This is a genomic window from Gemmatimonadaceae bacterium (genome assembly GCA_020851035.1).
GTDB lineage: Bacteria > Gemmatimonadota > Gemmatimonadetes > Gemmatimonadales > Gemmatimonadaceae > JACMLX01.
Genome location: JADZDM010000005.1, coordinates 25,101 through 49,206, shown reverse-complemented (window position 1 = coordinate 49,206; position 24,106 = coordinate 25,101). Strand labels below are relative to the sequence as shown.

The following is a 24,106-nucleotide window of genomic DNA, read 5'->3' as shown; positions in this document are numbered from 1 at the left end:
AGCCACGGGGTCAGGCGGTGGTGCCGCGCGGCACGACCACCACCTGCATCCCCGCCGCGCGCGCGGCCTCGACGCCCGGCATCGCGTCCTCGAACACGAGGCAGCGTCCGGGTGCCACGCCCAGCCGCGCGGCAGCCAGGAGGAACATGTCCGGCGCCGGCTTGCCGCGGCCGGCTGCCACGTCGTGCGGCGTGATCACGACCGGGAACAGCGCGCGCAGCCCCGTGACCTCCAGCGCAGGATAGGCGATCTCGGGACCGCCGCCGGTGACGATCGCAACGGGGTGCGTGCGCGAGACCCGTCGCGCGAAGTCGGCCACGGGACCGATCTCGTGCACCTCGTCGAGCAGGTCGAGATAGAGCAGCTCCTTCTCCTCGACCAGCCGGTGCGCGTCGAACTCGAGGCCGTAGTGCGCACCGAACAGCTCGGCCGACTCGAGCGTCGGCACGCCGCCGAGCGAGTAAAAGTAGGCCTCGTCGAAGGGCACCCGCAGGCCGGCACGCGCCAGGGCTGCCGACCACGCGCGGAGGTGCACCGGCATCGAGTCCACCAGCGTGCCATCGAGGTCGAAGAGGTAGGCGCCGAAGTCGCCGGCCGGGATGTCGAGGTGCATCGCGACAAGATAGGCGAACGTGCGACCGGCTGCGTGCGCCGCGGTGCGCGGCGTGCGGACCCACTTCCGGCGGTGACGGTGACACATTTCGGGCATGCGCATACCTGCCCTCATCCTGCTCAGTGCGACTGTCGCGGCCCCCCTCGCGGCCCAGTCGGCACCCCTCCGCCTGATCCCTCTGCCGCGCGAGTTCGTGCGCGGGGTGCAGGTGCCGCTGGCCTCCGGCCTCAGCATCACCTACGCCCCGAACCCCGAGGACGCCTTCACGGCGCGTGACCTGGTGGAGGCGATGGCCGAGCGCCGCGTCCGTGCCGACACGGTGGCCGGTGCGGCACGCTACCGCGTGGAGCTCCTGCGGCTCGGCACGGCGCGCGCCACCCAGGTGCTGCGCGACCACAAGATGACCTTCGACACCGCCATGACGGCGGAGGGCTACCTCCTCCTGGCCGACAGCAGCGGGGCCCACGTGATCGGTGCGACGCCGCGTGGCGTGTTCTACGGCGCGCAGACGCTGAAACAGCTCGTGTCGGGCACCGGGCCGGCGGCGGTGCTGCAGGCGGCCACGATCCGTGACTGGCCGGCGATGCGCTACCGTGGCTTCCACGACGACCTGTCACGCGGCCCGGTGCCGACGCTCGCCTGGCAGAAGGCGCAGATCCGCCGCTTCGCCGCCGTCAAGATGAACGTCTACTCGCCCTACTACGAGCACTCGCTGGCGTACTCCGCGAACCCGCTGATCGCCCCGCCGCGCGGTGCGATGTCGCGCGCGGACGTCCGCGAGCTGATCGCGTATGCCGCGAAGTACCACATCGACGTGATCCCGGAGCAGGAGGCCTTCGGCCACCTTCACCACGTGCTGAAGTACGAGCTGTATGCGGACCTCGCCGAGACGCCGCATGGACACGTGCTGGCCCCGGGCAAGCCGGGCTCGATGGCGCTGATCAAGTCGTGGTTCGCCGAGATCGACTCCCTCTTCCCGTCGCGCTTCGTGCACATCGGTGCCGACGAGACGGTGGAGCTCGGGCGTGGCCAGACGCGCGACCGGGTGCAGGCCGAGGGCCTGGGCCGCGTGTACCTGCAGTTCCTGAAGGACATCAACACGGCGCTCCGGCCCAACGGCAAGCGGCTCATGTTCTGGGCCGACATCGCGATGGAGTCACCCCAGCTGGTGGGGATCCTGCCGAAGGAGATGATCGCGGTGTGCTGGGACTACTGGTCGTTCAACGGCTTCGAGCGCTGCCTGAAGCCCTTCGCCGACGCCGGCATGGAGACCTGGGTGGCGCCGGGCGTGAACAACTGGAACGTGGTCTACCCGAACAACGCCACCGCGCTGCGGAACATCCAGGCGTTCGTGCGCGACGGCCAGAAGTTCGGTGCCACCGGCATGCTGAACACCAACTGGGACGACGATGGTGACGCGCTGTTCGAGCAGGTGTGGTACGGCGTGCTGTTCGGTGCCGCGGCCGCCTGGCAGCCGGGCGAGGCGAGCATTCCCGAGTTCGAGCGCGCGTACGGGCGCGTCTTCCATGGCGACACCACCGGCAGGATCGACCTTGCGCAGCGCAAGCTGACGGCGGCGCATGCGGCGCTGATCCAGACCAACCAGGGCGATGGCCGGAATGACCTGTACTGGCTGGACCCGTGGTCGGCGGAGGGCCAGGTGATGGCGCAGAAGATCCGGCCGGGGCTACGGCAGCTCCGCATCCAGGCCGAGTCGGCGCTGGTGCTGATCGCCGAGGCGAAGGCGCTGCAGCCTGACCTGCGCGAGCAGGCCGCGCTCGAGGCGATGGAGGTCGGCGCCCGCCGCCTCGACTTCATCGGCATGAAGTTTCAGTTCGCCGACGAGATCGCGCAGATGTACGCGCGCGCCAGCACGCCGGTCAACGCCAACACCCGCAACGAGCTGATGGACATCGTCTCGCCGCTCAACGGTCGCATCGGCGACCTGAAGGAAGGCTACGTGCTGGGCCGCGAGGTGTACGAGCACGCCTGGGCGAACGAGAACCGTCCCACCTACCTCGGCAACCTCACCAACCGCTACGACAACGCCGCCCAGCTCTGGATCCAGCGCGCCGACGCGATCCGCAATGCCATGTCGCAGTTCCGGCGCACGAAGACACTGCCCTCGATGGAGCAGCTCGGCATCCCGAGGCCCGCGCCGGTGCCGTGACGCGGCCGCGGTGGGCAGGACGGCCACGCGGGCACCCCGGTGATCACCAGGGTGCCCGCGTGGCATCACCGATGCGCGTGGCGCGGCTCAGGGGAGGGTGAAGGCGCCGCTGCGGATCACGCTCACCAGCGTCGTGCCGGGAATCGGGGTGCCATCCGCCGCGGCATTGGCGCTGCCCGCGAAACTGCTCGTGATGGTGGCGGCGCCCGACGACAGCGCCCAGGACGCCTGCCAGCCGGCCAGCGCACTGAAATCGGGAATCGAGAGCGAGTATGCGGTGGAGCTGCCACGGCCCGCGGGTGTGGCGGCGAGGGCGAAGGCGCGGAACCGGGCCGGCTGCTGCAGCAGGAACTCCACGCGGCCGTTGTAGGCGCTGGGCAGCGCGCCGCTCACGGTGGCGCGCGGGTAGGCGTATCCGGTGACCGGCGTGACGGTCGGCGCCCCCGGGTCGGGGGGCATGGTGAGTGCCAGCGCCAGCGGCCCGCGTATGTACCGGGCCGTCGAGCGGCTGAGCGAGCTGTTCGTCACGCTCTGCGAGACGCGCACGAGCTGCACATCCGTGGCCCGCATCGCCGCCTCGGGCACGCCCTGGTACGTCGCGGCCACGCCGCTCGAGAGTTGCGGCGAGGTGAGCGTCGCCGCACTGCCGTTGGCGGTGGTGAACTCGGTCTGCGCCAGCAGGGTGCCGTCGTTCGGCGCCGTCACCGTCAACGGCGCGCTGGCCGGGGCGAACGAGTGTGTGCCGAACAGGTCGAGTGCGCCGAGCGACGTGCCGGTCGCGCTGTTCACGTCGCGCCGCAGGTAGAGCCGCGATGCGGTGCTTGCCGCGACGTTCGAGAGCACGGCGACGAGGTCGCGCGGGCCGTCCAGCACCTGCGCGAGGCTGAAGGTCGGATTCAGCAGCGACGCGCCGCTCGAGACCACATTCCCGAGTGAAGCGGTGACGACCTCGGTGGCCGAGCTGAGGCCGGACACGGAACCCGTGTGCGCCTTGGTGCCCGGGGCGGGATTGCCGGCGCATTCCGCTGCCGCGGTCGCCGCCACCTCACCCAGCCCGACGTACTGCACCCGCGTCGTGACCAGGCCATTCTCCGTGGCGACAGTGGCGATGCCGATCTGCGGCTGGTCCACGTTGAAGCTGAACACGCCGGTGCTCACGTCGGTCGCCCTGCGCCACGCCGCCTCCGGGCCGTTCTGGTAGGCGAAGAACGCCGGGATGCGGGCCGGGTTGCAGAAGCGCCAGGTGAAGGCGTTCACCGGGAGCGGCGCGATCTTCACGAGCCAGGTGGCCGTGGCCTCGGTGATGCCGGCGCTGGTCGCGTGCAGCGTGAGGGTGTACGTGCCCGGTGTCACGGCGGGCGTGGTGGTGATGGACAGGCTGCCACTCGGCACGGTGACTGGGTTGGCCGAGGAAAACGTCGTCGTCATCCCGGCGGGGGCGCCGGTCACCGTGAACGTCACGGCGCCGGTGAAGCCGCCGCTGCGCGTGAAGGTGACGGTCGTGGACGCCGGATCGCCGGCGAGGATGTCGGCGTTCACCGGGCTGGCGGTCAGTCCGATCGCCGCGCTTGCGCCGGCGGTGGTGACGGTGATCGCGATCGTGGTCACCGCGTCGGCGACGCCGGTGCCGCGCGCGCGGACCGTGATGGTGCTGGTGCCGACCGCCGCCGTGCCGGAGGCCTGCAGCGTGAGGCTGCTGGTGATGGTGCTGCCGGCGAGTGTCGGGGGGGCGAAGGTCGCGGTGATGCCGGACGGAAGCCCCTCCGCCGACAGTGCCACGTCACCGGAGTAGATGGTGCGGGCGATGCTGATCTCCGCCGTGGCTGCCGCCGCCTGGGCGACGGACAGGGTGGCCGCACCGGTTGCGACGCTGATGCTGGCCGTGCCACCGCCGGATATCGTGGGCGCCTGCCGGCCACCACAGGCCGACAGCAACATCATGCCGGCAGTGAGGGCGAGGCGCGTGAGTCGTGTGCTCATGTCGTGTGCAAGGGGAACGGAAGCGCGGCGCATGCCCGTTGCGAGTGGCGCGCCCGCCACCGTGAGGTGACTGGCGCGGCCCGGAGCTGCCGCTCAGTGACTGGGACGATCCGGCGGGCGAATGGTCAGACCGCTGCCGCCGGTCGATGCCCGCTCAGGCGCCGGTGAGCGCCTCGGTTGCGGCGCCGGTCACGAGGCGGACGCAGGCGCGCCGCGCCGGGAATCTGGCGACGCTGGCAAGGGCGCGCAGGTCGCCCAGCTCGTCGGCGGGAGTGGCGCCCGCAGCCGGGGAGGCCTCGATCAGCGCCTCGACACGGGCGACCAGCACCAGGGCCTCCGCGCGGCTGGTGCCGATCAGGCGGTCCAGCAGCATCGACGCCGTGGCCTGCGTGATGGAGCAGGCGCGCGCCGTGAAGGCAGCGTCCGTGATCCGGTCCCCGGCGAATTCCAGCTGGAGGGCCAGCACGTCGCCGCAGAGCGGGTTGCGATGCTCCACGGCCGGTACCGCACCGGCCAGCACGCCGCGGTGACGGGGCGCACGGTAGTGGGAGAGGATGATCTCCTGGTACAGCGATGCGAGACCGGCGTCGGGCGCCGGCGGGAGGGTCACCGGGACCGGGTCAGCGGAGGGCGCCATCGGCAAACAGCACACGGGCGTGCTGCAGTGCGGTCACCAGCGCCGTGATGTCGTCCGGGGACGAGTGCACCCACACCGAGGCCCGCGCCGTCGCCGGCACGCCGAGGCGGCGCATGAGGGGCTGGGCACAGTGGTGGCCGGCCCGCACGCACACCCCATGCTCGTCGAGGATGGTGGCGAGGTCGTGGGGATGCACCTCGTCGAACGCGAAGCTCACCACGCCACTGCGCCCCTCGGCATCGGCGGGGCCGAAGATGCGGATGCCCTCCAGCCCGCGCAGGGCCGCCAGCATCGTGCCCGTGAGCGCGACCTCGTGCGCGCGCACGCGATCCATGCCGAGCGCGGTGAGGTAGTCGCAGGCCGCGGCGAGGCCGATCGCATCGGCGGCATTCGGGGTGCCGGCCTCGAAGCGATGCGGCAATGCGTTGAAGGTGGTGGTGCGGTCACCGACGACCTCGATCATGTCGCCGCCGAACTGCCACGGAGCCATCCGCTCCAGCAGCGCGCGCCTGCCCCAGAGCACGCCGATCCCCATCGGCCCGCCGAGCTTGTGTCCGCTGAAGGCGTAGAAGTCCACGCCGAGCGCCTCGACGTCCACGGCCAGGTGCGGCACCGCCTGCGCACCGTCACACACCACCACCGCACCCACCGCATGCGCCATCCCGACGATCGTCGTGACGGGATTGATGGTGCCGAGCGCGTTCGACACATGCGGGACGGCGACCAGCTTCACCCGCGCATCGAGCTGCGACCGCAGTGACTCGAGGTCGAGGGCCCCATCCGGCGTGAGTTCCACGATCCGGAGCTCGGCGCCGGCGCGCAGCGCGAGCTGCTGGAACGTCACGAAGCTCGCATGGTGATCCATGGCGGTCACCAGCACCGCATCCCCGGCGCCGACGTTCGCCGTGCCCCAGGCGTACGCCACCAGGTTCATCGCCTCGGTGGTGCCGCGCACGAACAGGGTGCAGTCGGCATCCCGCGCACCGATGAAGCGGGCGACCGTGCCACGGGCGTCGTGGTAGCGCTCCGTCGCACGCGCCGAGAGGGCGTAGGCACCGCGATGCGGGTTGGCGTTGTCGTGGGTGTAGTAGTGCTGCAGCGCGTCCAGCACCACCTGCGGCTTCTGCGCCGTGGCGGCGGAGTCGAGGTAGTGCAGGGCCGGGTCGCCGGCCAGGAGCGGAAAGTCGGCGCGGGGCGCGAGGGATGTCATGAGCCGGCAGTGGTCGGGGTGATCAGGATCGTGTCGTCCTCGACCTGCACCTGGTACGTGCGCACATCGTCCCCGCCGGGACCGGTGAGCATCACCCCGGTCCGCGGGTCGAACTGCGCACCGTGCCATGCGCACTCCACCAGCCCGTCGGGCGTCACCTCGCCGGCCGAGAGGGGGAAGTCCCGATGGGTGCAGCGATCGGCCAGCGCGCAGACGCCGGCCACCGTGTGCACCAGGCAGACCTTCTCGCCGGAGGGCAGCGTGACGGCCCTGAGCGTGCCGACCGGGACGTCGGCCAGCGATGCAACGGCGTGCGCCGGGGCGCGACCGATGTCACTCACGGTGCCGCCACCCCATCCTGGGGCGCACCCTGCAGGGCGTTGCGGAAGGCGTGCCAGCCGAGCGAGGCACACTTCACCCGGATCGGGAAACGCGACACGCCGCCGAGTGCGGCGATCTGCCCGAGTCGCTTCCGTTCGGCGACGGGATCGGCCTTGCCGGTGAGCAGGTCGTGCACGGCGTCGAACATGGCCAGCGCCTCGGCGCGCGTCTTTCCGCGCACGGCCTCCGTCATCAGCGAGCTCGACGCCTTCGAGATCGCGCAGCCCTGGCCGACGAAGTGCACGTCGGTGATCACGTCATCGGCGACCGTCAGCCACACGGTGACCTCATCGCCGCAGAGCGGGTTGCGCCCGCTCGCGTGGTGGCTGCAGCGTGCCGGCTCGCCGTAGTTGCGCGGCCGGCGGTTGTGGTCGAGGATGATGCTCTGGTAGAGCTCGTCGAGGTCAGCCATGAAGTCCGCTGGCGGGTCAGGCGGTGGTCGCAGCCGTGACGGCGGTGGCGCCGGCGTACCGCTCCAGTGTGATGCGCTCCATCGCCTCCTTCACCGTGGCGTCCTCGATCGTCTCGAGCACGTCGGCGGCAAACGCGTACGTCAGCAGCCGGCGCGCCGTCTCGGCCGGCACGCCGCGGCTCTTCATGTAGAACAGCCCCGCCTCGTCCATGCGGCCGACGGTGGCGCCGTGGGTGCACTTCACGTCGTCGGCGAAGATCTCGAGCTGCGGCTTGGTGTCGATGCGGGCCTCGGGAGAGAGGAGCAGCGTGTGGTTGCTCTGCTTGCCGTCGGTCTTCTGCGCGATCGGATGCACGTACACCTTGCCGTTGAACACCGCGTGCGACGAGCCGTCCAGCACGCCCTTGTACAGCTCGCGGCTGAAGCAGTTCGGCTGGGCGTGCTCGATGCGCGTCTGGTGATCGGTGTGCTGCGTGCCCTTGCCGAGGTACAGGCCGTTGAGCGTGGCACCGCAGTTCTCGCCGTCCAGCACCGTGTAGACGTTGGTGCGGCTGAGGCGCGCGCCCATCGCCATCGAGAAGTTCACGTAGTGGCTGTCGCGCGCCTGGTGCACCTCGGTGGTGCTGACGTGGGTGGCGTGCTCCGACTCACGCTGGATCTTCGTGTGCGTGATGGTGGCGTTCTCGCCCACCACCACTTCGGCGACGTGGTTGGTGAGGTACGTCACGTCGGACAGCCCGATGAAGCTCTCGAGCACGGTGGCCTTCGCGAAGCGGTCCGCGATGATCAGCGTGCGCGGGAATCGCGCGGTGCCGGCGGCGGCGGCGTCGGCCACGTGCAGGATGTGGATCGGCGTGTCGGTCACCACGTCCTTCGGCACCACCACCACCACGCCGTCCTGCAGCAGGGCGGTGTTGAGCGAGGTGAGCGCATGCGCGCTGGTGGCGACCGTGCCCAGGTGTGCCTGCACCAGGCCGGGCATCTCGGTCCAGGCCTGCGCGAGGGTCAGCACGCGCACGCCGGCCGGGAGCGCATCCAGCGAGGACAGCGCCGGTGAATGGACGCCGTTGAGGAGCACCAGCGTCGGGAACTCGGCGCTGACCATGTACGGTGCCAGGTCGGCCACGGTGGTCCCCGATGCGGACGCCCCGATGCCGAAGGGCACCTCGGCCACCGCAGCCAGCGACGTGTAGTGCCAGTCCTCGAGTGCCGGGGTCGGGAAGCCGAGGCGGCTGAACTCCGCCATCGCGTCCACCCGCATCGGGGCCAGCCACGCCGGCTCACCGGCGGTGCTGCGGGCGGCGAACGCCGCCTGCCAGTGTGCGACGCTCACGCCACCGCCTCCTGCAGCAGCCAGTCGTAGCCCTTCTCCTCGAGCTCGAGCGCCAGCTCCTTGCCGCCGCTGCGGATGATGCGGCCGCCGGCCAGCACGTGGACGAAGTCGGGGACGATGTAGTTGAGCAGGCGCTGGTAGTGCGTCACCACGATCGCCGAGCGGTCGGGGCGGCGCAGCTTGTTCACGCCCTCGGCCACAACGCGCAGCGCGTCGATGTCGAGGCCCGAGTCGGTCTCGTCGAGGATCGCCAGCTTCGGCTCCAGCACCGCCATCTGCAGGATCTCGTTGCGCTTCTTCTCGCCGCCGGAGAAGCCCATGTTCACGCTGCGCGAGAGCATCGCCTCGTCCATCTCGACGATCTTCAGCTTCTCTTCCATCACGTCGAGGAACTCCATCGGGTCGACCTCCTCGCCGCCACGCGCCACGCGCATCGCGTTGTAGGCGCTGCGCAGGAAGTAGGCGTTGCTGACACCCGGGATCTCGATCGGGTACTGGAAGGCCAGGAACACCCCCTTGTGCGCGCGCTCCTCGGGCTCGAGCTCGAGGAGGTCCTCACCCTCGAACTGCACCGTGCCGCCAGTCACCTCGTACGACGGATGGCCGGCCAGCACCTGCGCCAGCGTGCTCTTGCCGCTGCCGTTGGGGCCCATGATGGCGTGCACCTCGCCGGCATTCACGGTGAGGTTGATGCCCTTCAGGATGTCCTTGTCGCCGGCCGTGGCCGTCAGGTTCGCAATCTCGAGCATGCTCATGTGGTTCTCGTCGCAGCGTGTGTGAAGAATCGGATTCGGTCCAGGCGTTCGGCTCAGCCGACGGAGCCTTCGAGTGTGATGCCCAGCAGCTGTTGCGCCTCGAGCGCAAACTCCATCGGCAGTTCCTTGAACACTTCCTTGCAGAAGCCGGCGACGATCATGCTGACCGCGTTCTCCGCGCTCATGCCGCGCTGCTTGAGGTAGAAGATCTGGTCCTCCCCGATCTTCGTCGTCGACGCCTCGTGCTCCAGCGTCGCCGTGTTGTTGCTGATCTCGATGTAGGGGAAGGTGTGCGCGCCGCAGGCGTTGCCGATCAGCATGCTGTCACACTGCGTGTAGTTGCGCGCGCCGCTGGCCTTCGGCAGCACCTTCACCATGCCGCGGTAGCTGTTCTGCCCGCGGCCGGCGCTGATGCCCTTCGACACGATGTTCGACTTCGTGTTCTTCCCCACGTGGATCATCTTCGTGCCGGTGTCGGCCTGCTGCATGTTGTTGACCACGGCCACCGAGTAGAACTCGCCGATGCTGTTGTCGCCCTGCAGGATCACGCTGGGATACTTCCACGTGATCGCCGATCCGGTCTCGACCTGCGTCCACGAGATCTTGGCGTTCTTCATCGCCTTGCCGCGCTTGGTGACGAAGTTGTAGATGCCGCCCACACCGTTCTCGTCGCCGGCATACCAGTTCTGCACGGTGCTGTACTTGATGGTCGCGTCATCGAGCGCGATCAGCTCGACCACCGCCGCGTGCAGCTGGTTGGTGCTGCGCTTCGGCGCCGTGCACCCTTCCAGGTAACTCACGCTCGCGCCTTCCTCGGCCACGATCAGCGTCCGCTCGAACTGGCCGGTGTCGGCCGCGTTGATGCGGAAGTAGGTGCTCAGCTCCATCGGGCACTTCACGCCCTTCGGGATGAAGCAGAAGCTGCCGTCGCTGAACACCGCCGAATTGAGCGCGGCGAAGAAGTTGTCGCTGTACGGCACCACGCTGCCGAGGTACTTCCTGATCAGGTCGGGATGCTCGTGCACCGCCTCGCTGAAGCTGCAGAAGATGATGCCGTGCTTCGCCAGCTCGGCCTTGTACGTGGTGCCCACGGAGACGCTGTCGAACACCGCATCGACAGCGACGCCGGCGAGCATCTTCTGCTCGTGCAGCGGGATGCCGAGCTTGTTGTACGTCTCCAGCAGCGTGGGGTCCACCTCGTCCAGCGACCCGAGCGGCTTGGCCGTCTTCGGTGCGGAGTAGTAGCGCACGGCCTGGTAGTCGATGGCCGGGTAGTGGACGTTGGGCCACGTCGGCTCGGTCATCGTGAGCCAGCGGCGGTAGGCCTTCAGGCGCCACTCGAGCAGCCACTCCGGCTCCGCCTTCTTGGCCGAGATCAGGCGCACGACATCCTCGCTCAGCCCGGGCGGGATCGTGTCGGCCTCGATGTCGGTCACGAAGCCGTACTGGTATTCCCGGCCGACGAGGGCCTCGATTTCGCTGCTCATTGCGTCACGCATCTCCACGCCGGTCACCGGCGTTGCTCGTTGCGAACTCTCGTGGGCCGGGCGCCTGCTGCCCCCCGCCCATCACGTACACACAGGTGTTGCATCCCGCCAGGATGTGCTGCCGCCGCGCGGCCGCCACGCCCACCACCTCGGCGATGAACTCCGCCTCGGTCGCGCACACCTCGGGGTACCGCTCCGCCACGGCCCGGATGGCGCAGTTGTGCTTGCGCAGCAACGGCAACCCGGTCCCCTCCTCGACATCCGCCTCCGCCATGTAGCCGAGCGACGTCCACAACTCGGCCACCAGCTGCACCCGCTCCTCCAGTGGCAGCTGGTGCAGTGCGGGTGCCGCCTCCGCCGCCATCGCGGTCCACTTCCGCCGGAAGAAGTCCGCGACGCCTTCGCGACCATGCTCCGCCGCCAGCGCGTCGAGCGTTTCCAGCAGCACGTTCCCGTACGAGCGCGGGAACAGTGCCTCGCCGCTGCCGGTGAGCGTGAAGGCATGCACCGGGCCGCCCACCCCGCGCACCTCGCGGGTGTGCCGCACGATGCCGGCCGCCTCGAGTGTCTCGAGGTGCCGCCGCATCGCATTCGGCGTGAGATCGAAGCGCGCCGCGAGCTCCCGGGCGGTGAGCGGCTGGTGCTTCTTCAGCGCCAGCAGCAGCTCCGCCTGGATCCCACGATACCCGACGAGGGCCGTGCCCATCTCTTCCATGCAAAGTAAAGTAGTCGGGTTTCGCAATCCGTCAACAAAACTGTTGACGAATGCCTTTGCCGGATAGCTGCGACCGTGACCGAGGCTGGATCATCCGGGTATGCCAGCGGTCCCGACCCACCTCCGACCCGTTGACATGCCCGAAATCGTCACCCGATCCATCGCCGAGCTGCTGTCCGGGTCGCTCGCGACTGGCGGAGACGCCGAACCCGGCGACCGGTCCGGCCGCAGGTCAGGGCAGCCGCGGTCGGGGTGCGCCGCCGGTGCGCCATGTCCGCAGGGTGCGTTGCGCGTCCGGCTCGAGAACCTGGGGGCGCTGCCATGACGATCCTGCACACGGTCACACGCCGGCGAGCCGCCATGCTCGTGTTCCTGCTCGCCGCGGTGTCAGGGTGTGATCCCCTCGGCTCGACCGCACGCGTGAAGCAGTTCGAGGCGGCGGAGTCACGCTGGCGAAGTGCCGGCATCACGTCGTATCGCTACGTGCATTCACTCAGCTGCTTCTGCGTCACCCATGGCAGTGCCGAGGTGACGGTGATCGCCGGGCAGGTGGTGCGGGTGGTGTCGCGCGAGGATGGTGCCGATGAGCCGGTCGCGTATCGTCCCGCGGTGGACAGTCTCTTCGCGTTCGTGCGGCAGCAGCTGCGCGACGATCCCGGTCACCTCACGGTGGCGTACGATCCCGCGCTGGGCTACCCGAGGCAGGTGAAGTGGGGCACCCCGGAGAACGACGCGGGTGGATTCGTCGGGGCCGACAGCCTGGTGGCCTTGCGCTGACGGGGCAGCACCCAGGCAGAGCACGGTCACCGAAAACGCGCAAATACGGCACTGTCACCGGTTTTTTCTGTCACCGGTTTTTTCGAATCGGCGCAATCGGTGCACTGTCACCGGATTGCGGGGTCAGAGGCGGGCGGTGTTGTTCTCGGCCGAGGCACGGGCGCGCGGAACGACGGCGGGTCGGGTGGCGCTCACCGGCGGCTGGCGTGACTCGTGGGACACACGCACCAGCATCGGACCGATGCGGCGCGACGACTCCAGCAGCGCCGAGCGGAAGGCCAGCGTGGCGCGCGCGAACCCGTCGTCCTCACGCAGTTCGCTGGGCACCAGGCCGGTGTACTTCTTCAGCGCGTTGCGCAGCGCGTTCGCGGAGGGATACCCGACCGTGAGCGCCACCCACTCCACCGAGCGCCCCGGCATCTCGAGGTAGCGTGCGGCGAGGAGGATGCGTGCCCAGGCACCGAGTTCACTCGGCGGTGGCAACATCGCGTTCTGCATCCGGTTGACGAGCGTCCGACGGTGGACACCGAGGGCGCGCGAGATCACGTCGATGGACGGTGATTCGCTGGCATGCTCGAGGCAGTAGCGCACGAGGTTGGCCGCCTCGCGCGGGAGCGACGCGCTGACCTCCGAGAACACCTCCTCGGTCAGGCAGCGCTGGGCCGCACGCTGCAGCGCGATGCGGAGGACCGACGCCGAGTCGTCGATGCCGGCGACGATCAGTTCGTGCACGCCGGCGCGCGCGAAGGAGAGCACCTGCGACGACACGCCGGGCTTCATCACCACGTGTCCGAGCACGGAGAGTCGCGGGAAGCGGGCGCGAATGCCGCGGATCGTCTCCTCGGTGGAGATGCCGTCGGCGTCGGTAGGCTCGATGACGAGCACGTCGAAGTGAGTGCGCTGGAGCGCACTGTCGAGCTTGTCTACGCGGTCGAAGGTGTGCAGCACCCCCGCCTCCGGTGCCGAGACTGACGGGCGGAGGGCCTCGGCCAGTCGCGCGAGGTCCCGCCGGTCGCGAACGAGGGCCGCGACGACGCGCTCGAGCGGTCTCGTCTGGTTCTGTCGCGAGGAGTCGAGCAACGAAAGTCCCACGGTTTCCCATCCGGTGAGGGTGGTGCCCGCACCGTGTGCGGTGATCGACGCCGGCATCGGCACCTTTGGCTTACACCCACTTCAGGACACAGACAATGACGACGATCCGCCACCGCATGACTGTCGCAGCGATCACGCTGCTCACCGCCGGCCTCGCAGCATGTGCCAATGGCCCGACCTCGCCCATCGCCGACTTCAACGCCGACGGCGACACCACGGGCCGTGCGCCGACGCTGCCCTGGGTGGACGTGAACTCCGCGCCGACGCTGCCCTGGGCCGACGTGAACGCCGCCCCGACACTGCCCTGGGCCGACGTGAACACCGCCCCGACGCTGCCCTGGGTGAGCGCCCGCCGCGCGACGCCCGCCGCGACCAACCACTGACGCTCGCCGTCGCTCAGAGCGACGCGGCCGTCAGTCCGTTCAACGAGTGAAGCACCATCCGGAAATGCTCTGAACGGTAGGCACGGGTTCTTCGAGTGGCACGGCGCGTCGCCTCGACCTTGGTCGGGGCGACGTCCGTGTTGTGCTCTGCCGCCTCCGCACGGTGCAGCAACTCGTGAAACTCATGCTCCGCAGCGAGCGCGCGCGCCGCGCTGAGCTGTGCCCCCGCCGCGGCCGCCTCACCGAGGCGCCGCAGCGAGTCCGCGAACTCCAGGCCGATGACGGCCCGCGTGTACGGGTCGGGCTCGGCGGGCAGCAGCTCGTGCAGCAGCGCGCGATAGCGCGCTGCCTCCGCACTGCGACCGCTCGTCGCGGCGGAAAGCAGGGCGCCGCTCGCCGCGTGCAGTCGCACGCGGCGCTGCGACGTCCACTCCATCGCCACGGCGTACACCTTCATCGCCGCGTCGTGCTCACCGGTGAGCCGGCAGATCTCCGCCATGTTCATCAGCGCCTCGGCGCGCGAGTCCGGGGCGATGCACAGCCGCAGCACGTTCCAGCCATGCACCATCGCGGAATCGAGGTCGCCGGACGCGAGCCCGCAGTTGAGCAGGCCGTGGTGCGCACTCCGGATCAGCTCCGGATCCTTGGCGCGGTCCGCGTTCATCAGCCCACGCTCGAACAGCTCGCGCGCCTTCGGGTAGTTCCCCCGCGTCAGCGCCATCACGCCGAGGCCGAGCACGGCCCGCGCCACGACGTCCAGCGACTCGGACTCGTACCCGACGACCATCGCCTCTTCATACATGTCGCGCGCGATGTCGTTCGCGCCCAGCTGGCGCGCCGCACGACCGAGCTGCGCGAACACGTTCCCCTGCATCCGCGGGCGGATCCGCGGACCGAACGCGCTGAGGAGCGCCGTCAGCGTGGCATACGCCAGCCCGAGCGCCCCAGCCACCTCCTGGTCCTCCGCCACCGCCTGCGTGGACACCACCACCTCGGTGATCGAGTCGTACCCGGTCGCCAGCTGGATGCGCGGGTCGTGCAGGCTGCGCAGCGCGCGGGCCGCGCGCAGCACCGTCGACTCCGACGCCAGCCCCATCGCCACCGCGCTCACGGCCAGCATGTCGGCCGCATGCGGGATCGTCTGGCTCAGCTCCGCCGCGGACAACTCGCTGAAGCGGGTGAGCGCGTGCGCGAGCACCAGCCAGGCGTCGTCACTCGGCCCGATCGGCGTGGTGCGCTGCAGGCGGGCCATGTCGGCCGCGTACGCCTCGGCGGGATTGACGGACGGGAGGACCGGTGAATGCAACTGCTCGTCACTCATCTGGGCACCGAAGAACTGTGAACGAACCTGCGGGCACTCCGCAGCGAGCCGATGGCGCACACCCGGACGCACCGCCCCTGCCGTGGCAGTCCGCCAGCGTCCAATCTACCTCCCCGACAGGCGGACCGAAGTCGCCCGCCGAGCCCGAAATCGGGGACCGGCGGTTATCTTGCTCCCAGTACAATCGTATTCGCAGGGTGCATTCCACAAGCGACCCGCGACGTCCCCTCAGCGCGCAGATGGCCCATCTCATTTTCGGCGAGCAGTCCCGGCCCCTCGGACTGGGCGTCCTGTCCATCGGCAGCGGCGTCGAGGCGACCTGGCGGATCCGGGAACCGGACCTGCTCCGGCTGCATGCCCTGGTCATGGGAGATGGGTCCTTCGGGGCGGCCACCATCAGCCGTGCCAGCAGTGACGCCGAGATCACGGTCAACGGTGAACTGCTGACCGGCGAGCCCCACCGGCTGCAGGCCGGCGACGTGATCGTGATGGGGGCGCATGAGTTCCGGTATGAGACTGATTCGCCCCCCGAGGCGGCGGCCGGCACCGGCACCGGCTGGCTCCGGGATGCCCGACGGGACCGGATCTACCCGATTGGCAGCGACGTCACGACCATCGGCCGTGAGGCGGGCGCCGGGATCCTCCTGCAGGAGCCTGAAGTCTCCCGCATCCACGCCCGGGTCGAGCGCGACGGGGACGCCATCCGCCTCCTCCCGGAGGTCGGCGCCCTGATGCTGCTCAACGGCAACAAGGTGGAGAAGTCCACCCGGCTGGCGGATGGCGACGCCATCGGCATCGGCCGGACGGTGCTCTGGTTCACCATGGATCCGCCCGTCCGGCGTGCGCTCGAGACGGCCAACGCCATGCGGACCGACCGCTACACCCGGCGCGTCCCCACCAGCAAGCTCGGCATCGTCGAGCGGCGGGAGGAGCGTGAGGTACGCCAGCGGAAGCTGTGGCAGAAGGCCGTGACCGGCCTCGCACTCGCCCTGCTGGCCGCCATCGGCGGCGTCCTCGCCTGGCGCTACGGGCTGGTCGCCTCGGTGCTCCAGTACCTCGGCTGACCATGCGGGTGGGAGCGTTCCGCGCCGCGGCGTGCCTGGCCCTGTCGGCGGCGAGCATGGCGGGGTGCGGTGAGCGGCCCCGGACGACCGGCGGCCCCGACACCATCGCCGCCGCGCGCGTCGACAGTGCGGCCGGTCCGGACTCGATCCCGGAGGAACGCCCCGACACCATCCGGGTCCAGCCCCCCGACAGCGCCACCATCTCGCTCGGCCTGCTCCCGGCGCCGTCGGACCCTGAGGTGGGTGGCGAGTCGGGGAGCCTGGGGGAGCGGGCCGTGTTCGCGCCGCGCAGCCAGCGATGGTTCATGGCGCGGCCGGTGGACAGCGTGTTGGCGATGGACATCGGCCGGATCGACGGCGGGGTCGGCACCACCGACGCCGCGCGCGCTGCGTTCGACCGCATGGTCGTGGCGCTGAGCCCGGTCCAGGCGGGCATGACCTTCACCCTGCACGCCAGCGCCGGACCGGCCGCGACGCGGGTCACCGGCTTCCGCCTCTCCGGACGGCGCATCGTGGCCCTCCTCGACGCCCCGTTTCCCGCCGCGCCGCCGACGGCGCTCCCGATCGAGTGGCGCGGCAACCCGGCCATGCCGCTCGCAGCGGGCACCCCCCGTCGCTGCGATCCGGGCGACGGCGCCGCCATCGAGTCGGCCGTGGCGCGGTACGCGCCGGCCGACTCCGAGGCGCTGAGCGTCCTCCGTGGCTGCTTCGGCAAATTCCGCGCGATGATCGCGATCCGCCCGCGCAGCATCACCCCGGAGACCGTCGAGCGCGTGGTCCTCGTCAGGGCGGACGGGACGACCCGCAGTGGCAAGCTGCGCGACCTGTCCTACCCGCTGCACGAGCTCCTCGCCACGCTCGACCTCGACCGCGACGGCACCGACGAGATCGTGGTCCACAGCTTCCGTCCCGCGATGGAAACGTGGGCAGCGCTCCGCATGACCGACTCGGTGACCTTCACCCGGTTCGCCAGCGGCTTCACCATCGAGAAGCGCTGACCCCCCGCGCGCCAGCACTCACCCGGTGCCGCGCGTAGCGCGCTCGACCCCCCGCAGGGCCTCTCCCACTCCCGGAGCCCGTCGTGATGCGCCGCCTTCTCGCCGCCGCAGTCGCCGTCACTGCCTGTGCCACCGTGCTCCCCGCGCAGCGCAGCGCGGTCCCGACGCCAGCCAGCATCCTCGGGTTCGAGCCCGGCACCGATCGCCGGCTCCCGTCCTGGAAGCAGGTCACCGACTACTTCACGGCGCTCGATGCAGCGAGTCCGCACATCCAGGTGCGCACGCTCGGCAAGACGACCCTCGGCCGGCCGTTCATCGTCGCCTTCATCAGCGACTCGGCGAACCTGGCCAACCTGGAGCACCTCCGGCAGGTGCAGCAGCAGCTCCTCGACCCGCGCAAGCGCACCGACGGTGACCGCGAGCGGCTGCTGTCGGAGGGCCGCACCATCGTCCTGATCACGTCGAGCATCCACTCGACGGAAGTGGGCGGCTTCTCGTCGCCACTCGTGATCGCCGACCGGCTCCTGCGCGGCGACACCCCGGAATCGCGCGAGATCCTGAAGGAAACCATCATCATGCTGGTGCCGAGCCAGAACCCGGATGGCGTGGACATCGTGGGGGACTGGTACCGCAGCACCGTCGGCACGCCGGCGGAAGGGACGCAGCCGCCGCAGCTCTACCACCACTACACGGGCCACGACAACAACCGCGACTGGTACGCGTTCACGCAGGTGGAGCAGCGGATGGTGCTCGACTCGCTGTACTCGCCGTGGACGCCCGCCGTGGTCAACGACATCCACCAGCAGGGCGCCAACGGCGGCCGCATCTTCATCCCGCCCTACATGGACCCGGTCGAGCCGAACATCGACCCGGTGCTCACCAGCAGCACCAATGCGCTCGGCATGCACATGGGCTGGCGGATGATCGCCGAGGGCAAGACCGGCATCGCGACGAACGCCTCCTACGACCAGTGGTCACCGGCCCGGCAGTACTCGCTGAACCACCACGGCGTGCGCATCCTCACCGAGACCGCCAGCGCCCGCCTTGCGTCGCCGATCGAGATCCCGTTCACCCAGCTCGGCACCGCGCGCGGCTACGACGCCCGCGTGTCCTCGTGGAACTTCCCGGCCCGCTGGCCGGGCGGCACCTGGACCTACGGCGACATCGTCGCCTACCAGGCGAGCGCCTCCTGGGCGATGCTCGCCTCGGTGGCGCGTGACCGCCGGCAGTGGCTCGAGAGCTATCTCGCCGTCGCGGATCGTGCGATGGACCCGGCGCACCCGTGGACCACCACGGACGTGCCGTCCGCGTATGTGATCCCGCGCGACCAGGCCGACCCGCAGGCGCTGCAGCGGCTGGTGTGGACACTGCAGCACGGCCAGGTCGAGGTCTATGAGTCCGCGCCCGCCGGCAGCTACATCGTGCCGACCCGGCAGCCGTTCGGTTCGTATGCGAAGACGCTGCTGGAGCGGCAGCACTATCCCAACCTGAGCGAGTATCCCGGCGGCCCGCCGAAGCGCCCGTACGACGTGACCGCGCACACGCTGCCCCTGCTCTTCGGCGTGCGGGTGGATGCCGTCACCGGCGCGGCGCCGGCACTCGGCGCACTGGCCGCGCCGATGCCCGAGCCCCGCTTCACGGTGCCGGGACTCAGCACCCGTTCGCCGAAGCGGATCGCGATCTATCGCAGCTACCCCGGGTCGATGGACGAGGGATGGACGCGGTGGCTCTTCGACGTCAACCACATCCCGTACCGCAGCGTGCTGGATGCCGAGATGCGCGCGGGCAACCTGAAGGCGCGCCACGACGTGATCATCGTGCCCGACCAGGGTGCCTCCCAGCTGCGCCGCGGCCTCGGCGCGCCGTATCCCGATTCACTCCGCGGCGGGCTGGGCGATGCAGGCGCGGCGAGCCTGAAGGCGTTCGTCGAGGCCGGTGGCACGCTGATCACGTTCAACGATGCCAGCGAGTACGCGATCGAGACGCTGGAGCTGCCGGTGAAGAACGTGCTGGCCGGTGTGCGCAACACCGACTTCTACGCCCCCGGGTCCCTGATGGCCATCACGCTCAACCGAGCCAGCCCGGTGACGGCACGCATGACGGCCCCGGTGCCAGCCGCCTGGTTCGAGGACAGCCCGGCGTTCGAGATCACCGACCCGGCACGCGCCGTGGCGGTGGCCTCGTATCCGGGCACTGGTGACCCGCTGCTCTCGGGGTGGCTGCTGGGCGGCTCGCGACTCAACGGCCGCGCGGCGATGGTCGACGTCACCGTCGGCAAGGGCCACGTGATCCTGTTCGGGTTCCGGCCGCAGTACCGCGGCCAGAGCATGAACACGCAGCCGCTGCTCTGGGGTTCGATCCTGCGCTGACGGCAGCGGTCAGCGCACGACCGGCAGCAGGAGCCGTGAGGAGTGGTAGACGCGCATGGTCGCGGCACGGAAGTCGGAGGGTGCCGCGAAGGCGATGTTGGGCGAGAACACCTGCGGGTTCCGCTCCATCAGCGGGAACCAGGTGCCCTGCACGTGCACCATGATGCGGTGCCCGCGCCGGAAGGTGTGGGCGATGTCGTTGAGCTGCCACCGCAACGTGACGGGCGTGTTGGGCACCAGCGCCGACGGGCGCTCGTAGCTGTCGCGGAACTGGGCGCGGAACGGTTCCCCGCGCAGCAGCATCTGGTAGCCCCCGCGTGAGAAGCCGGCGCGGTCGCCGGGCGCGGCGGGCGCACTGTCAGGGAAGACGTCGATCACCTTCACCACGAAGTCGGCGTCGGTGCCGCTCGTGCTCACGACGAGGTCCACGCCGACCGGGCCCATCACCGTGAGGTCGTCGGTGAGTGGCGCCGTCTGGTACACGAGCACGTCCGGCCGGCGCGAGGCGAAGCGCTGGTCCTCCGTCATGTACTCGCGCGGCATGCCGGTGGCCACGACCTGCGTGAACGGGACGGGTTTCGCGGGATCGCTGACGTAGCGGTCGAAGGTCGCACGCGCCGCCGTCGGAGGAGCCGTGAACGCCGCCACGCCTCCGGGGCCGAGATGGAGCGCCTGCGCCCCCGCGTTCCTCGGCGGCCAGGCATCGAGTCGCGTCCACGCGTTCCGGCCGCTGTCGAAGATGATTGCCTCGCTGCGTGGGTCGTTGCCCACGTCCCGGAGGTGGTACTCGAAGAACGGAAACTCCACCGAGTCGCGGTACCACTCGCTGGTCGCGCTGCCGAAGTAGGCATCACCGAGCCGCAGGCCGTTGCTGCGCGCCCAGCCGCCGTGGAACCACGGCCCCATCACCAGCGTGTTGCTGGCATCCGGACTCTGTGCCTCCACGCTGCGGTACACCTGCAGCGCGCCGAACACGTTCTCGGCGTCGAAGAACCCGCCCACGGTCATCACCGCCGGCCGGATGCGGCGCAGGTGCGGGCGCAGGTTGCGCGACTGCCAGAACTGGTCGTAGGTGGGGTGCGCGAGCGCCTCGTTCCAGAACGCCACACTGTCGTGGAAGAACTTCGCGTTCGCCGTCCCCACCGGCCCGAGGTCGTTGAGGAAGAAATCGTAGCCGTCCGCGGTGGGGAACGCGAACCGGCGGTTGCCGCGGGGCGTTGGCACGGGACGCGGCTTGCCGAATCCGCTGATGAACCCGAAGAAGTGCGGCAACCACAGCACGCCGTTGCGGTGGAAGTCGTCACCCGCGAACCAGTCGGCGATCGGCGCCTGCGGCGACGCGGCGCGATGTGCAGGATGGGCGTCGATCATGCCGGCGGCCGTGTAGAACCCGGGATAGCTGATGCCCCACGTCCCCACACGCCCGTTGTTGTGCGGCGAGAACTTCAGCAGCCAGTCGATCGAGTCCCAGGTGTCGGTGCTCTCGTCGGTCTCCTGCGGGGTCGGCTTGCTCTCCCGGTGGGGCGTCATGTTCACGAAGCGCCCCTCGGACATGTACGCGCCGCGCACGTCCTGGTAGGCGAAGATGTAGCCGGCCTTCACGAACGCGAACGACGGGCCGAGTGTGGCCTTGAGCGTGTCGGATCCGCCGTAGGGCCCGATGCTGTACGGCGTGCGGTTGAGCAGGATCGGGTAGCGGCGTGTGGTGTCGCGGGGGGTGTAGACGATCGTGTAGAGCTTCGTCCCATCCCGCACCGGGATCACGACCTCGCGCTTGGTGTAGTGCTCGCGGATGTACGCCGTCTCGGCGGCGGAGCCGGACTGCTGCGCGCCGCCGCCGGCGGGCAGCGCACCGGTCGCGAGCAGCAGCATCGCGAGGCCCCTCGCGCCGCCGCGGCGGCGCATCGGACTGGACATGCGGAATCCCTGGTGACCCGACGGAGGTCGGTGGGTGGTGCGCACCGCACCCGCCCGCTCAGGGCGGCGGCGGCGCGCGCGTGGCGGCGTCGTCATCGGCAAGCACGTCGAGGATGTCGGCGAGCCGCCGCTGCAACATCTCTGCCTCGGATACGGTCGAACGGGCGTCGGTGTTCAGCTTGCGACCGTCGGCGGCCAGCCAGTAGTAGACCGCGCCGTCACGGAAGAACACGATGTCGGTCTGCGGCTTCGCGCCGGGCCGACCGCTCTCGAGCCGCGCCCCGAGCAGGGCGCCGTCGGCGCGCCAGTAGGTGTCCACGTTCCGGAACGTCTCACCCTCGCTCACGAGGCGCAGGCGCCGCCACTCGGACCCGAGCCGCCACGCGGTGAGTGTGCCGGTGGCGCCGGCACCGAGATCCACGGGACGCGTGCGCGCCGGCATGGTCAGCGTGTCCTGGTCGATGCGGGCGGCGCGACGGGTGAGCTCGGCGATGCTGGCGGCGGTGTCACGCGCTGGCGGCAACGGAGGCAGCGGCGGCACGACGCGCGCCACCGCGGTGTCGCGTGGCGCCTCGTCACTGGCCGCAGCCGAGCACCCGCCGACCCCGGCGGCGACGACCATGAGTGCTGAGGCGGTGACGCACCGCCAGGAGCAGGAATGCACGCGATGCCAGAGTCGGGATGCGCCCGTCAGGCTGCCCGGTCATCCAGGCGTCGGGCACGGGCATTCATGAAACTGCGGATGCAGAGGATGAGGAACAGCAGGCAGATCACGAACATCGCCGCCTGAGCGCCCGCCGCCAGTGCCACCACGGCGCCGTCCTCACCGGCGAGCAACCGCAGGAGTGCCACCGCGCCGGGCGCCGAGCCGAGCACCCCCAGCAACGCCAGGCCGGCCGCGCCATGCATGGCGTGCTTCCGCAGCTCCGGACGCAGCGCCAGCGCCCCGCAGGCCTCGAGCGGGATGCCGATGGCCAGCGGGATGAGCGCGGTGAGGCTGTGGCTCACGCTCATGAAGTAGCTGAGCAGGCCAAGGACGGTCAGCAGCCCTCCGGCGACGATGGTGACGATCGGCATGACGGGGTGCCTGGGAGGCTGCGGAGGGCGCGCGCCACCGGTCGGGGCGGCGGCGCGTGGGGGAAAGGTGAAGCGAGAAACAGGCAATGGCGGACAGGCGCGGCTGACCAGCCGAACAAAGATTATATCGAGATGTGAAACTCGCCTTTGCCCGCCACCGCCATGCTGTCGTCGACCTCTGAATATGCACTCCGGGCCGTGCTCGTCCTGGCACAGGAGCCGGAGACGCACACCGTCACCGCCGACGAGATCGCGCGCCGCACCGGCGCGCCGCGCAACTACATGGCCAAGACGCTCAACCAGCTCGCCAAGGCCGGCATCGTCAGCTCCTCGCGCGGACCGAGCGGCGGCTTCTCCCTCCTCGTCGCACCGGCCGACCTCCGCGTCGCCACCATCATCGATTGCTTCGACGACGCACCCGCAAACGGACATTGCCTGCTCGGCGCCGGCGCCTGCAACCCGGCAGACCCCTGCGCGGCCCACACACGCTGGCGCGCCATCCAGCACATCCGGCGCGCCCCACTCACCGACACGACCGTCCGCGACCTCCTCGGCAGCCGCATCGCCTGAGCCCCCACGCCGCCGTGCCGCCGCCCACGCGCAGCCACGGCCGCCGGCCCACCCATCCGCCGGCACGACACATCCCCGGAGCCCCAGATGACCACCACCCGCCACGCCCCCCTTCCCACGGCCCAGGACTCCACCCCCTGCGCCTGCAGCTCGTCCTCGGCCGTCGCACCACCCGCGACCGGAGATGCCACGGCCATCTCCGAGACGATGAGCGTCCGCACCATCACCCAGCTGCTCCCCGCCAGCATGCCCGTCCTCACGCGCATGGGCATCGACACCTGCTGCGGCGCCGGTGCCTCCCTCCGCGACGCCGCCACGACCGCCGGACTCCCACTCGATCAGGTCCTGGCCGCCCTCACCGCCCTCACCCACGGACCAGCCTGATGGACGGCTTCGTGAAAGCCTTCCTCAAGGCCAGCCTGGCCTGGCTGGTGGCCGGGACAACCGGGGGCATCGCCATGGCGATGGTCCCCGCCTGGACGGTCCATCGCCCCGCCCACGCGCACAGCGTCGTGCTGGGCTTCGTCGCGATGATGATCTACGGCGTGGCCTACCACGTGATCCCACGCTTCGCCGGGGCACCGCTGCCAAGCCGAACCGCACCCATCTGGCACTGGTGGCTCTCCAACGCGGGCCTCCTCCTCATGGTCTCCGGGTTCATCACACGCGCGTCAGCACACTCCTCGGCCGCCGCATCCGCCGGAAGCATCATGCTTGCCAGCGGCGGAACCCTCGCCGCGGCCGGTGCCTGGGTGTTCGCCGTCAGCATCTGGCTCACGATCGACCGCGGCGCTCCAGCCGTGGTACCGATCGCCAAGTTGCGCACAGTTACGGGGCAGTAACAG

24 protein-coding genes are annotated in these 24,106 nt (G+C 70.2%); 9 read left to right on the top strand and 15 right to left on the bottom strand.

Annotated elements, in window-relative coordinates; translation table 11 throughout:
- Nucleotides 1–10: 10 nt before the first annotated feature.
- Nucleotides 11–613: an HAD family phosphatase gene (locus IT355_03990; GenBank protein MCC7052403.1), complete on the bottom strand. Its 603-nt coding sequence runs from the start codon at nucleotides 611–613 to the stop codon at nucleotides 11–13.
- Nucleotides 614–707: 94 nt separating this feature from the next.
- Between IT355_03990 and IT355_03985 the strand changes: the two genes are divergently transcribed.
- Nucleotides 708–2,783: a beta-N-acetylhexosaminidase gene (locus tag IT355_03985; GenBank protein ID MCC7052402.1), complete on the top strand. Its 2,076-nt coding sequence runs from the start codon at nucleotides 708–710 to the stop codon at nucleotides 2,781–2,783.
- An 87-nt stretch (nucleotides 2,784–2,870) separates the two neighbouring features.
- Here the strand turns inward: IT355_03985 and IT355_03980 are convergent, their stop codons facing one another.
- From IT355_03980 to IT355_03940, 9 genes are all read right to left on the bottom strand, one after another.
- Nucleotides 2,871–4,763 (bottom strand): hypothetical protein, encoded by a 1,893-nt coding sequence (locus IT355_03980; protein MCC7052401.1) that lies wholly within the window; start codon nucleotides 4,761–4,763, stop codon nucleotides 2,871–2,873.
- A gap of 154 nt (nucleotides 4,764–4,917) precedes the next feature.
- Nucleotides 4,918–5,400, bottom strand: coding sequence for an SUF system NifU family Fe-S cluster assembly protein (locus IT355_03975; GenBank protein MCC7052400.1), 483 nt, complete (start codon nucleotides 5,398–5,400; stop codon nucleotides 4,918–4,920).
- Entirely contained in the window at nucleotides 5,384–6,610 is a 1,227-nt protein-coding gene (locus IT355_03970) for a SufS family cysteine desulfurase (protein MCC7052399.1), read from the bottom strand. Before IT355_03970 ends, IT355_03975 begins: the two co-directional genes overlap by 17 nt.
- Complete coding sequence (locus IT355_03965; GenBank protein MCC7052398.1) at nucleotides 6,607–6,951, bottom strand: Rieske (2Fe-2S) protein; 345 nt, start codon at nucleotides 6,949–6,951, stop codon at nucleotides 6,607–6,609. The genes IT355_03970 and IT355_03965 overlap by 4 nt, the downstream gene beginning before the upstream one ends.
- Complete coding sequence (locus tag IT355_03960; protein ID MCC7052397.1) at nucleotides 6,948–7,403, bottom strand: SUF system NifU family Fe-S cluster assembly protein; 456 nt, start codon at nucleotides 7,401–7,403, stop codon at nucleotides 6,948–6,950. Before IT355_03960 ends, IT355_03965 begins: the two co-directional genes overlap by 4 nt.
- A gap of 16 nt (nucleotides 7,404–7,419) precedes the next feature.
- Nucleotides 7,420–8,736: a Fe-S cluster assembly protein SufD gene (gene sufD / locus IT355_03955; GenBank protein ID MCC7052396.1), complete on the bottom strand. Its 1,317-nt coding sequence runs from the start codon at nucleotides 8,734–8,736 to the stop codon at nucleotides 7,420–7,422.
- The gene (gene sufC, locus IT355_03950) at nucleotides 8,733–9,491 is read right to left on the bottom strand and encodes a Fe-S cluster assembly ATPase SufC (protein MCC7052395.1); all 759 of its coding nucleotides are present in this window, start codon (nucleotides 9,489–9,491) and stop codon (nucleotides 8,733–8,735) included. The genes sufD and sufC overlap by 4 nt, the downstream gene beginning before the upstream one ends.
- A gap of 53 nt (nucleotides 9,492–9,544) precedes the next feature.
- Nucleotides 9,545–10,978: a Fe-S cluster assembly protein SufB gene (sufB, locus tag IT355_03945; GenBank protein ID MCC7052394.1), complete on the bottom strand. Its 1,434-nt coding sequence runs from the start codon at nucleotides 10,976–10,978 to the stop codon at nucleotides 9,545–9,547.
- 4 nt (nucleotides 10,979–10,982) lie between these two features.
- Entirely contained in the window at nucleotides 10,983–11,693 is a 711-nt protein-coding gene (locus IT355_03940; GenBank protein MCC7052393.1) for a helix-turn-helix domain-containing protein, read from the bottom strand.
- 321 nt (nucleotides 11,694–12,014) lie between these two features.
- Here IT355_03940 and IT355_03935 point away from each other — a divergent pair, with 321 nt between their 5' ends.
- A complete protein-coding gene (locus tag IT355_03935; GenBank protein ID MCC7052392.1) occupies nucleotides 12,015–12,470 on the top strand; it encodes a hypothetical protein in 456 nt (151 codons plus the stop codon).
- 123 nt (nucleotides 12,471–12,593) lie between these two features.
- Here the strand turns inward: IT355_03935 and IT355_03930 are convergent, their stop codons facing one another.
- Nucleotides 12,594–13,619 carry a helix-turn-helix transcriptional regulator gene (locus IT355_03930; GenBank protein MCC7052391.1) on the bottom strand — a complete coding sequence of 342 codons (1,026 nt, stop codon included), beginning with the start codon at nucleotides 13,617–13,619 and terminating at the stop codon, nucleotides 12,594–12,596.
- Between the two features lie 38 nt (nucleotides 13,620–13,657).
- Here IT355_03930 and IT355_03925 point away from each other — a divergent pair, with 38 nt between their 5' ends.
- Nucleotides 13,658–13,945, top strand: a complete 288-nt coding sequence (locus tag IT355_03925) for a hypothetical protein (protein ID MCC7052390.1) — start codon at nucleotides 13,658–13,660, stop codon at nucleotides 13,943–13,945.
- Between the two features lie 13 nt (nucleotides 13,946–13,958).
- Here IT355_03925 and IT355_03920 read toward each other — a convergent pair whose 3' ends face one another.
- Entirely contained in the window at nucleotides 13,959–15,266 is a 1,308-nt protein-coding gene (locus tag IT355_03920) for a hypothetical protein (protein ID MCC7052389.1), read from the bottom strand.
- 239 nt (nucleotides 15,267–15,505) lie between these two features.
- Between IT355_03920 and IT355_03915 the strand changes: the two genes are divergently transcribed.
- The 3 genes from IT355_03915 (at nucleotide 15,506) to IT355_03905 (ending at nucleotide 19,697) form a co-directional block, all read left to right on the top strand.
- On the top strand, nucleotides 15,506–16,330 hold the full coding sequence (locus IT355_03915; GenBank protein ID MCC7052388.1) for an FHA domain-containing protein: 825 nt from the start codon (nucleotides 15,506–15,508) through the stop codon (nucleotides 16,328–16,330).
- Between the two features lie 2 nt (nucleotides 16,331–16,332).
- Nucleotides 16,333–17,328 carry a hypothetical protein gene (locus IT355_03910; protein MCC7052387.1) on the top strand — a complete coding sequence of 332 codons (996 nt, stop codon included), beginning with the start codon at nucleotides 16,333–16,335 and terminating at the stop codon, nucleotides 17,326–17,328.
- A gap of 86 nt (nucleotides 17,329–17,414) precedes the next feature.
- On the top strand, nucleotides 17,415–19,697 hold the full coding sequence (locus IT355_03905) for a hypothetical protein (protein MCC7052386.1): 2,283 nt from the start codon (nucleotides 17,415–17,417) through the stop codon (nucleotides 19,695–19,697).
- Between the two features lie 9 nt (nucleotides 19,698–19,706).
- Here the strand turns inward: IT355_03905 and IT355_03900 are convergent, their stop codons facing one another.
- The 3 genes from IT355_03900 to IT355_03890 form a co-directional block, all read right to left on the bottom strand.
- The gene (locus tag IT355_03900; protein MCC7052385.1) at nucleotides 19,707–21,614 is read right to left on the bottom strand and encodes a CocE/NonD family hydrolase; all 1,908 of its coding nucleotides are present in this window, start codon (nucleotides 21,612–21,614) and stop codon (nucleotides 19,707–19,709) included.
- 58 nt (nucleotides 21,615–21,672) lie between these two features.
- Nucleotides 21,673–22,236: a hypothetical protein gene (locus IT355_03895; protein ID MCC7052384.1), complete on the bottom strand. Its 564-nt coding sequence runs from the start codon at nucleotides 22,234–22,236 to the stop codon at nucleotides 21,673–21,675.
- A gap of 68 nt (nucleotides 22,237–22,304) precedes the next feature.
- Nucleotides 22,305–22,691 (bottom strand): hypothetical protein, encoded by a 387-nt coding sequence (locus IT355_03890; protein MCC7052383.1) that lies wholly within the window; start codon nucleotides 22,689–22,691, stop codon nucleotides 22,305–22,307.
- A gap of 198 nt (nucleotides 22,692–22,889) precedes the next feature.
- On the opposite strand from IT355_03890, the gene IT355_03885 reads away from it, so the two are divergent.
- From IT355_03885 to IT355_03875, 3 genes are all read left to right on the top strand, one after another.
- On the top strand, nucleotides 22,890–23,261 hold the full coding sequence (locus IT355_03885; GenBank protein MCC7052382.1) for an Rrf2 family transcriptional regulator: 372 nt from the start codon (nucleotides 22,890–22,892) through the stop codon (nucleotides 23,259–23,261).
- Between the two features lie 87 nt (nucleotides 23,262–23,348).
- On the top strand, nucleotides 23,349–23,645 hold the full coding sequence (locus IT355_03880) for a DUF542 domain-containing protein (protein MCC7052381.1): 297 nt from the start codon (nucleotides 23,349–23,351) through the stop codon (nucleotides 23,643–23,645).
- On the top strand, nucleotides 23,645–24,103 hold the full coding sequence (locus tag IT355_03875; GenBank protein ID MCC7052380.1) for a cbb3-type cytochrome c oxidase subunit I: 459 nt from the start codon (nucleotides 23,645–23,647) through the stop codon (nucleotides 24,101–24,103). The genes IT355_03880 and IT355_03875 overlap by 1 nt, the downstream gene beginning before the upstream one ends.
- The last annotated feature ends 3 nt before the right edge of the window (nucleotides 24,104–24,106 follow it).

Coding starts and splice junctions, on each gene's coding strand:
- IT355_03915 (MCC7052388.1), top strand. CDS start 15,506: ATGGCCCATCTCATTTTCGGCGAGCAGTCCCGGCCCCTCGGACTGGGC.
- IT355_03970 (MCC7052399.1), bottom strand. CDS start 6,610: ATGACATCCCTCGCGCCCCGCGCCGACTTTCCGCTCCTGGCCGGCGAC.
- IT355_03940 (MCC7052393.1), bottom strand. CDS start 11,693: ATGGAAGAGATGGGCACGGCCCTCGTCGGGTATCGTGGGATCCAGGCG.
- IT355_03975 (MCC7052400.1), bottom strand. CDS start 5,400: ATGGCGCCCTCCGCTGACCCGGTCCCGGTGACCCTCCCGCCGGCGCCC.
- IT355_03935 (MCC7052392.1), top strand. CDS start 12,015: ATGACGATCCTGCACACGGTCACACGCCGGCGAGCCGCCATGCTCGTG.
- IT355_03980 (MCC7052401.1), bottom strand. CDS start 4,763: ATGAGCACACGACTCACGCGCCTCGCCCTCACTGCCGGCATGATGTTG.
- IT355_03985 (MCC7052402.1), top strand. CDS start 708: ATGCGCATACCTGCCCTCATCCTGCTCAGTGCGACTGTCGCGGCCCCC.
- IT355_03890 (MCC7052383.1), bottom strand. CDS start 22,691: ATGCCGATCGTCACCATCGTCGCCGGAGGGCTGCTGACCGTCCTTGGC.
- IT355_03925 (MCC7052390.1), top strand. CDS start 13,658: ATGACGACGATCCGCCACCGCATGACTGTCGCAGCGATCACGCTGCTC.
- IT355_03930 (MCC7052391.1), bottom strand. CDS start 13,619: ATGCCGGCGTCGATCACCGCACACGGTGCGGGCACCACCCTCACCGGA.
- IT355_03905 (MCC7052386.1), top strand. CDS start 17,415: ATGCGCCGCCTTCTCGCCGCCGCAGTCGCCGTCACTGCCTGTGCCACC.
- sufB (MCC7052394.1), bottom strand. CDS start 10,978: ATGAGCAGCGAAATCGAGGCCCTCGTCGGCCGGGAATACCAGTACGGC.
- IT355_03960 (MCC7052397.1), bottom strand. CDS start 7,403: ATGGCTGACCTCGACGAGCTCTACCAGAGCATCATCCTCGACCACAAC.
- IT355_03990 (MCC7052403.1), bottom strand. CDS start 613: ATGCACCTCGACATCCCGGCCGGCGACTTCGGCGCCTACCTCTTCGAC.
- sufC (MCC7052395.1), bottom strand. CDS start 9,491: ATGAGCATGCTCGAGATTGCGAACCTGACGGCCACGGCCGGCGACAAG.
- IT355_03895 (MCC7052384.1), bottom strand. CDS start 22,236: ATGGTCGTCGCCGCCGGGGTCGGCGGGTGCTCGGCTGCGGCCAGTGAC.
- IT355_03875 (MCC7052380.1), top strand. CDS start 23,645: ATGGACGGCTTCGTGAAAGCCTTCCTCAAGGCCAGCCTGGCCTGGCTG.
- IT355_03880 (MCC7052381.1), top strand. CDS start 23,349: ATGACCACCACCCGCCACGCCCCCCTTCCCACGGCCCAGGACTCCACC.
- IT355_03900 (MCC7052385.1), bottom strand. CDS start 21,614: ATGTCCAGTCCGATGCGCCGCCGCGGCGGCGCGAGGGGCCTCGCGATG.
- IT355_03920 (MCC7052389.1), bottom strand. CDS start 15,266: ATGAGTGACGAGCAGTTGCATTCACCGGTCCTCCCGTCCGTCAATCCC.
- IT355_03910 (MCC7052387.1), top strand. CDS start 16,333: ATGCGGGTGGGAGCGTTCCGCGCCGCGGCGTGCCTGGCCCTGTCGGCG.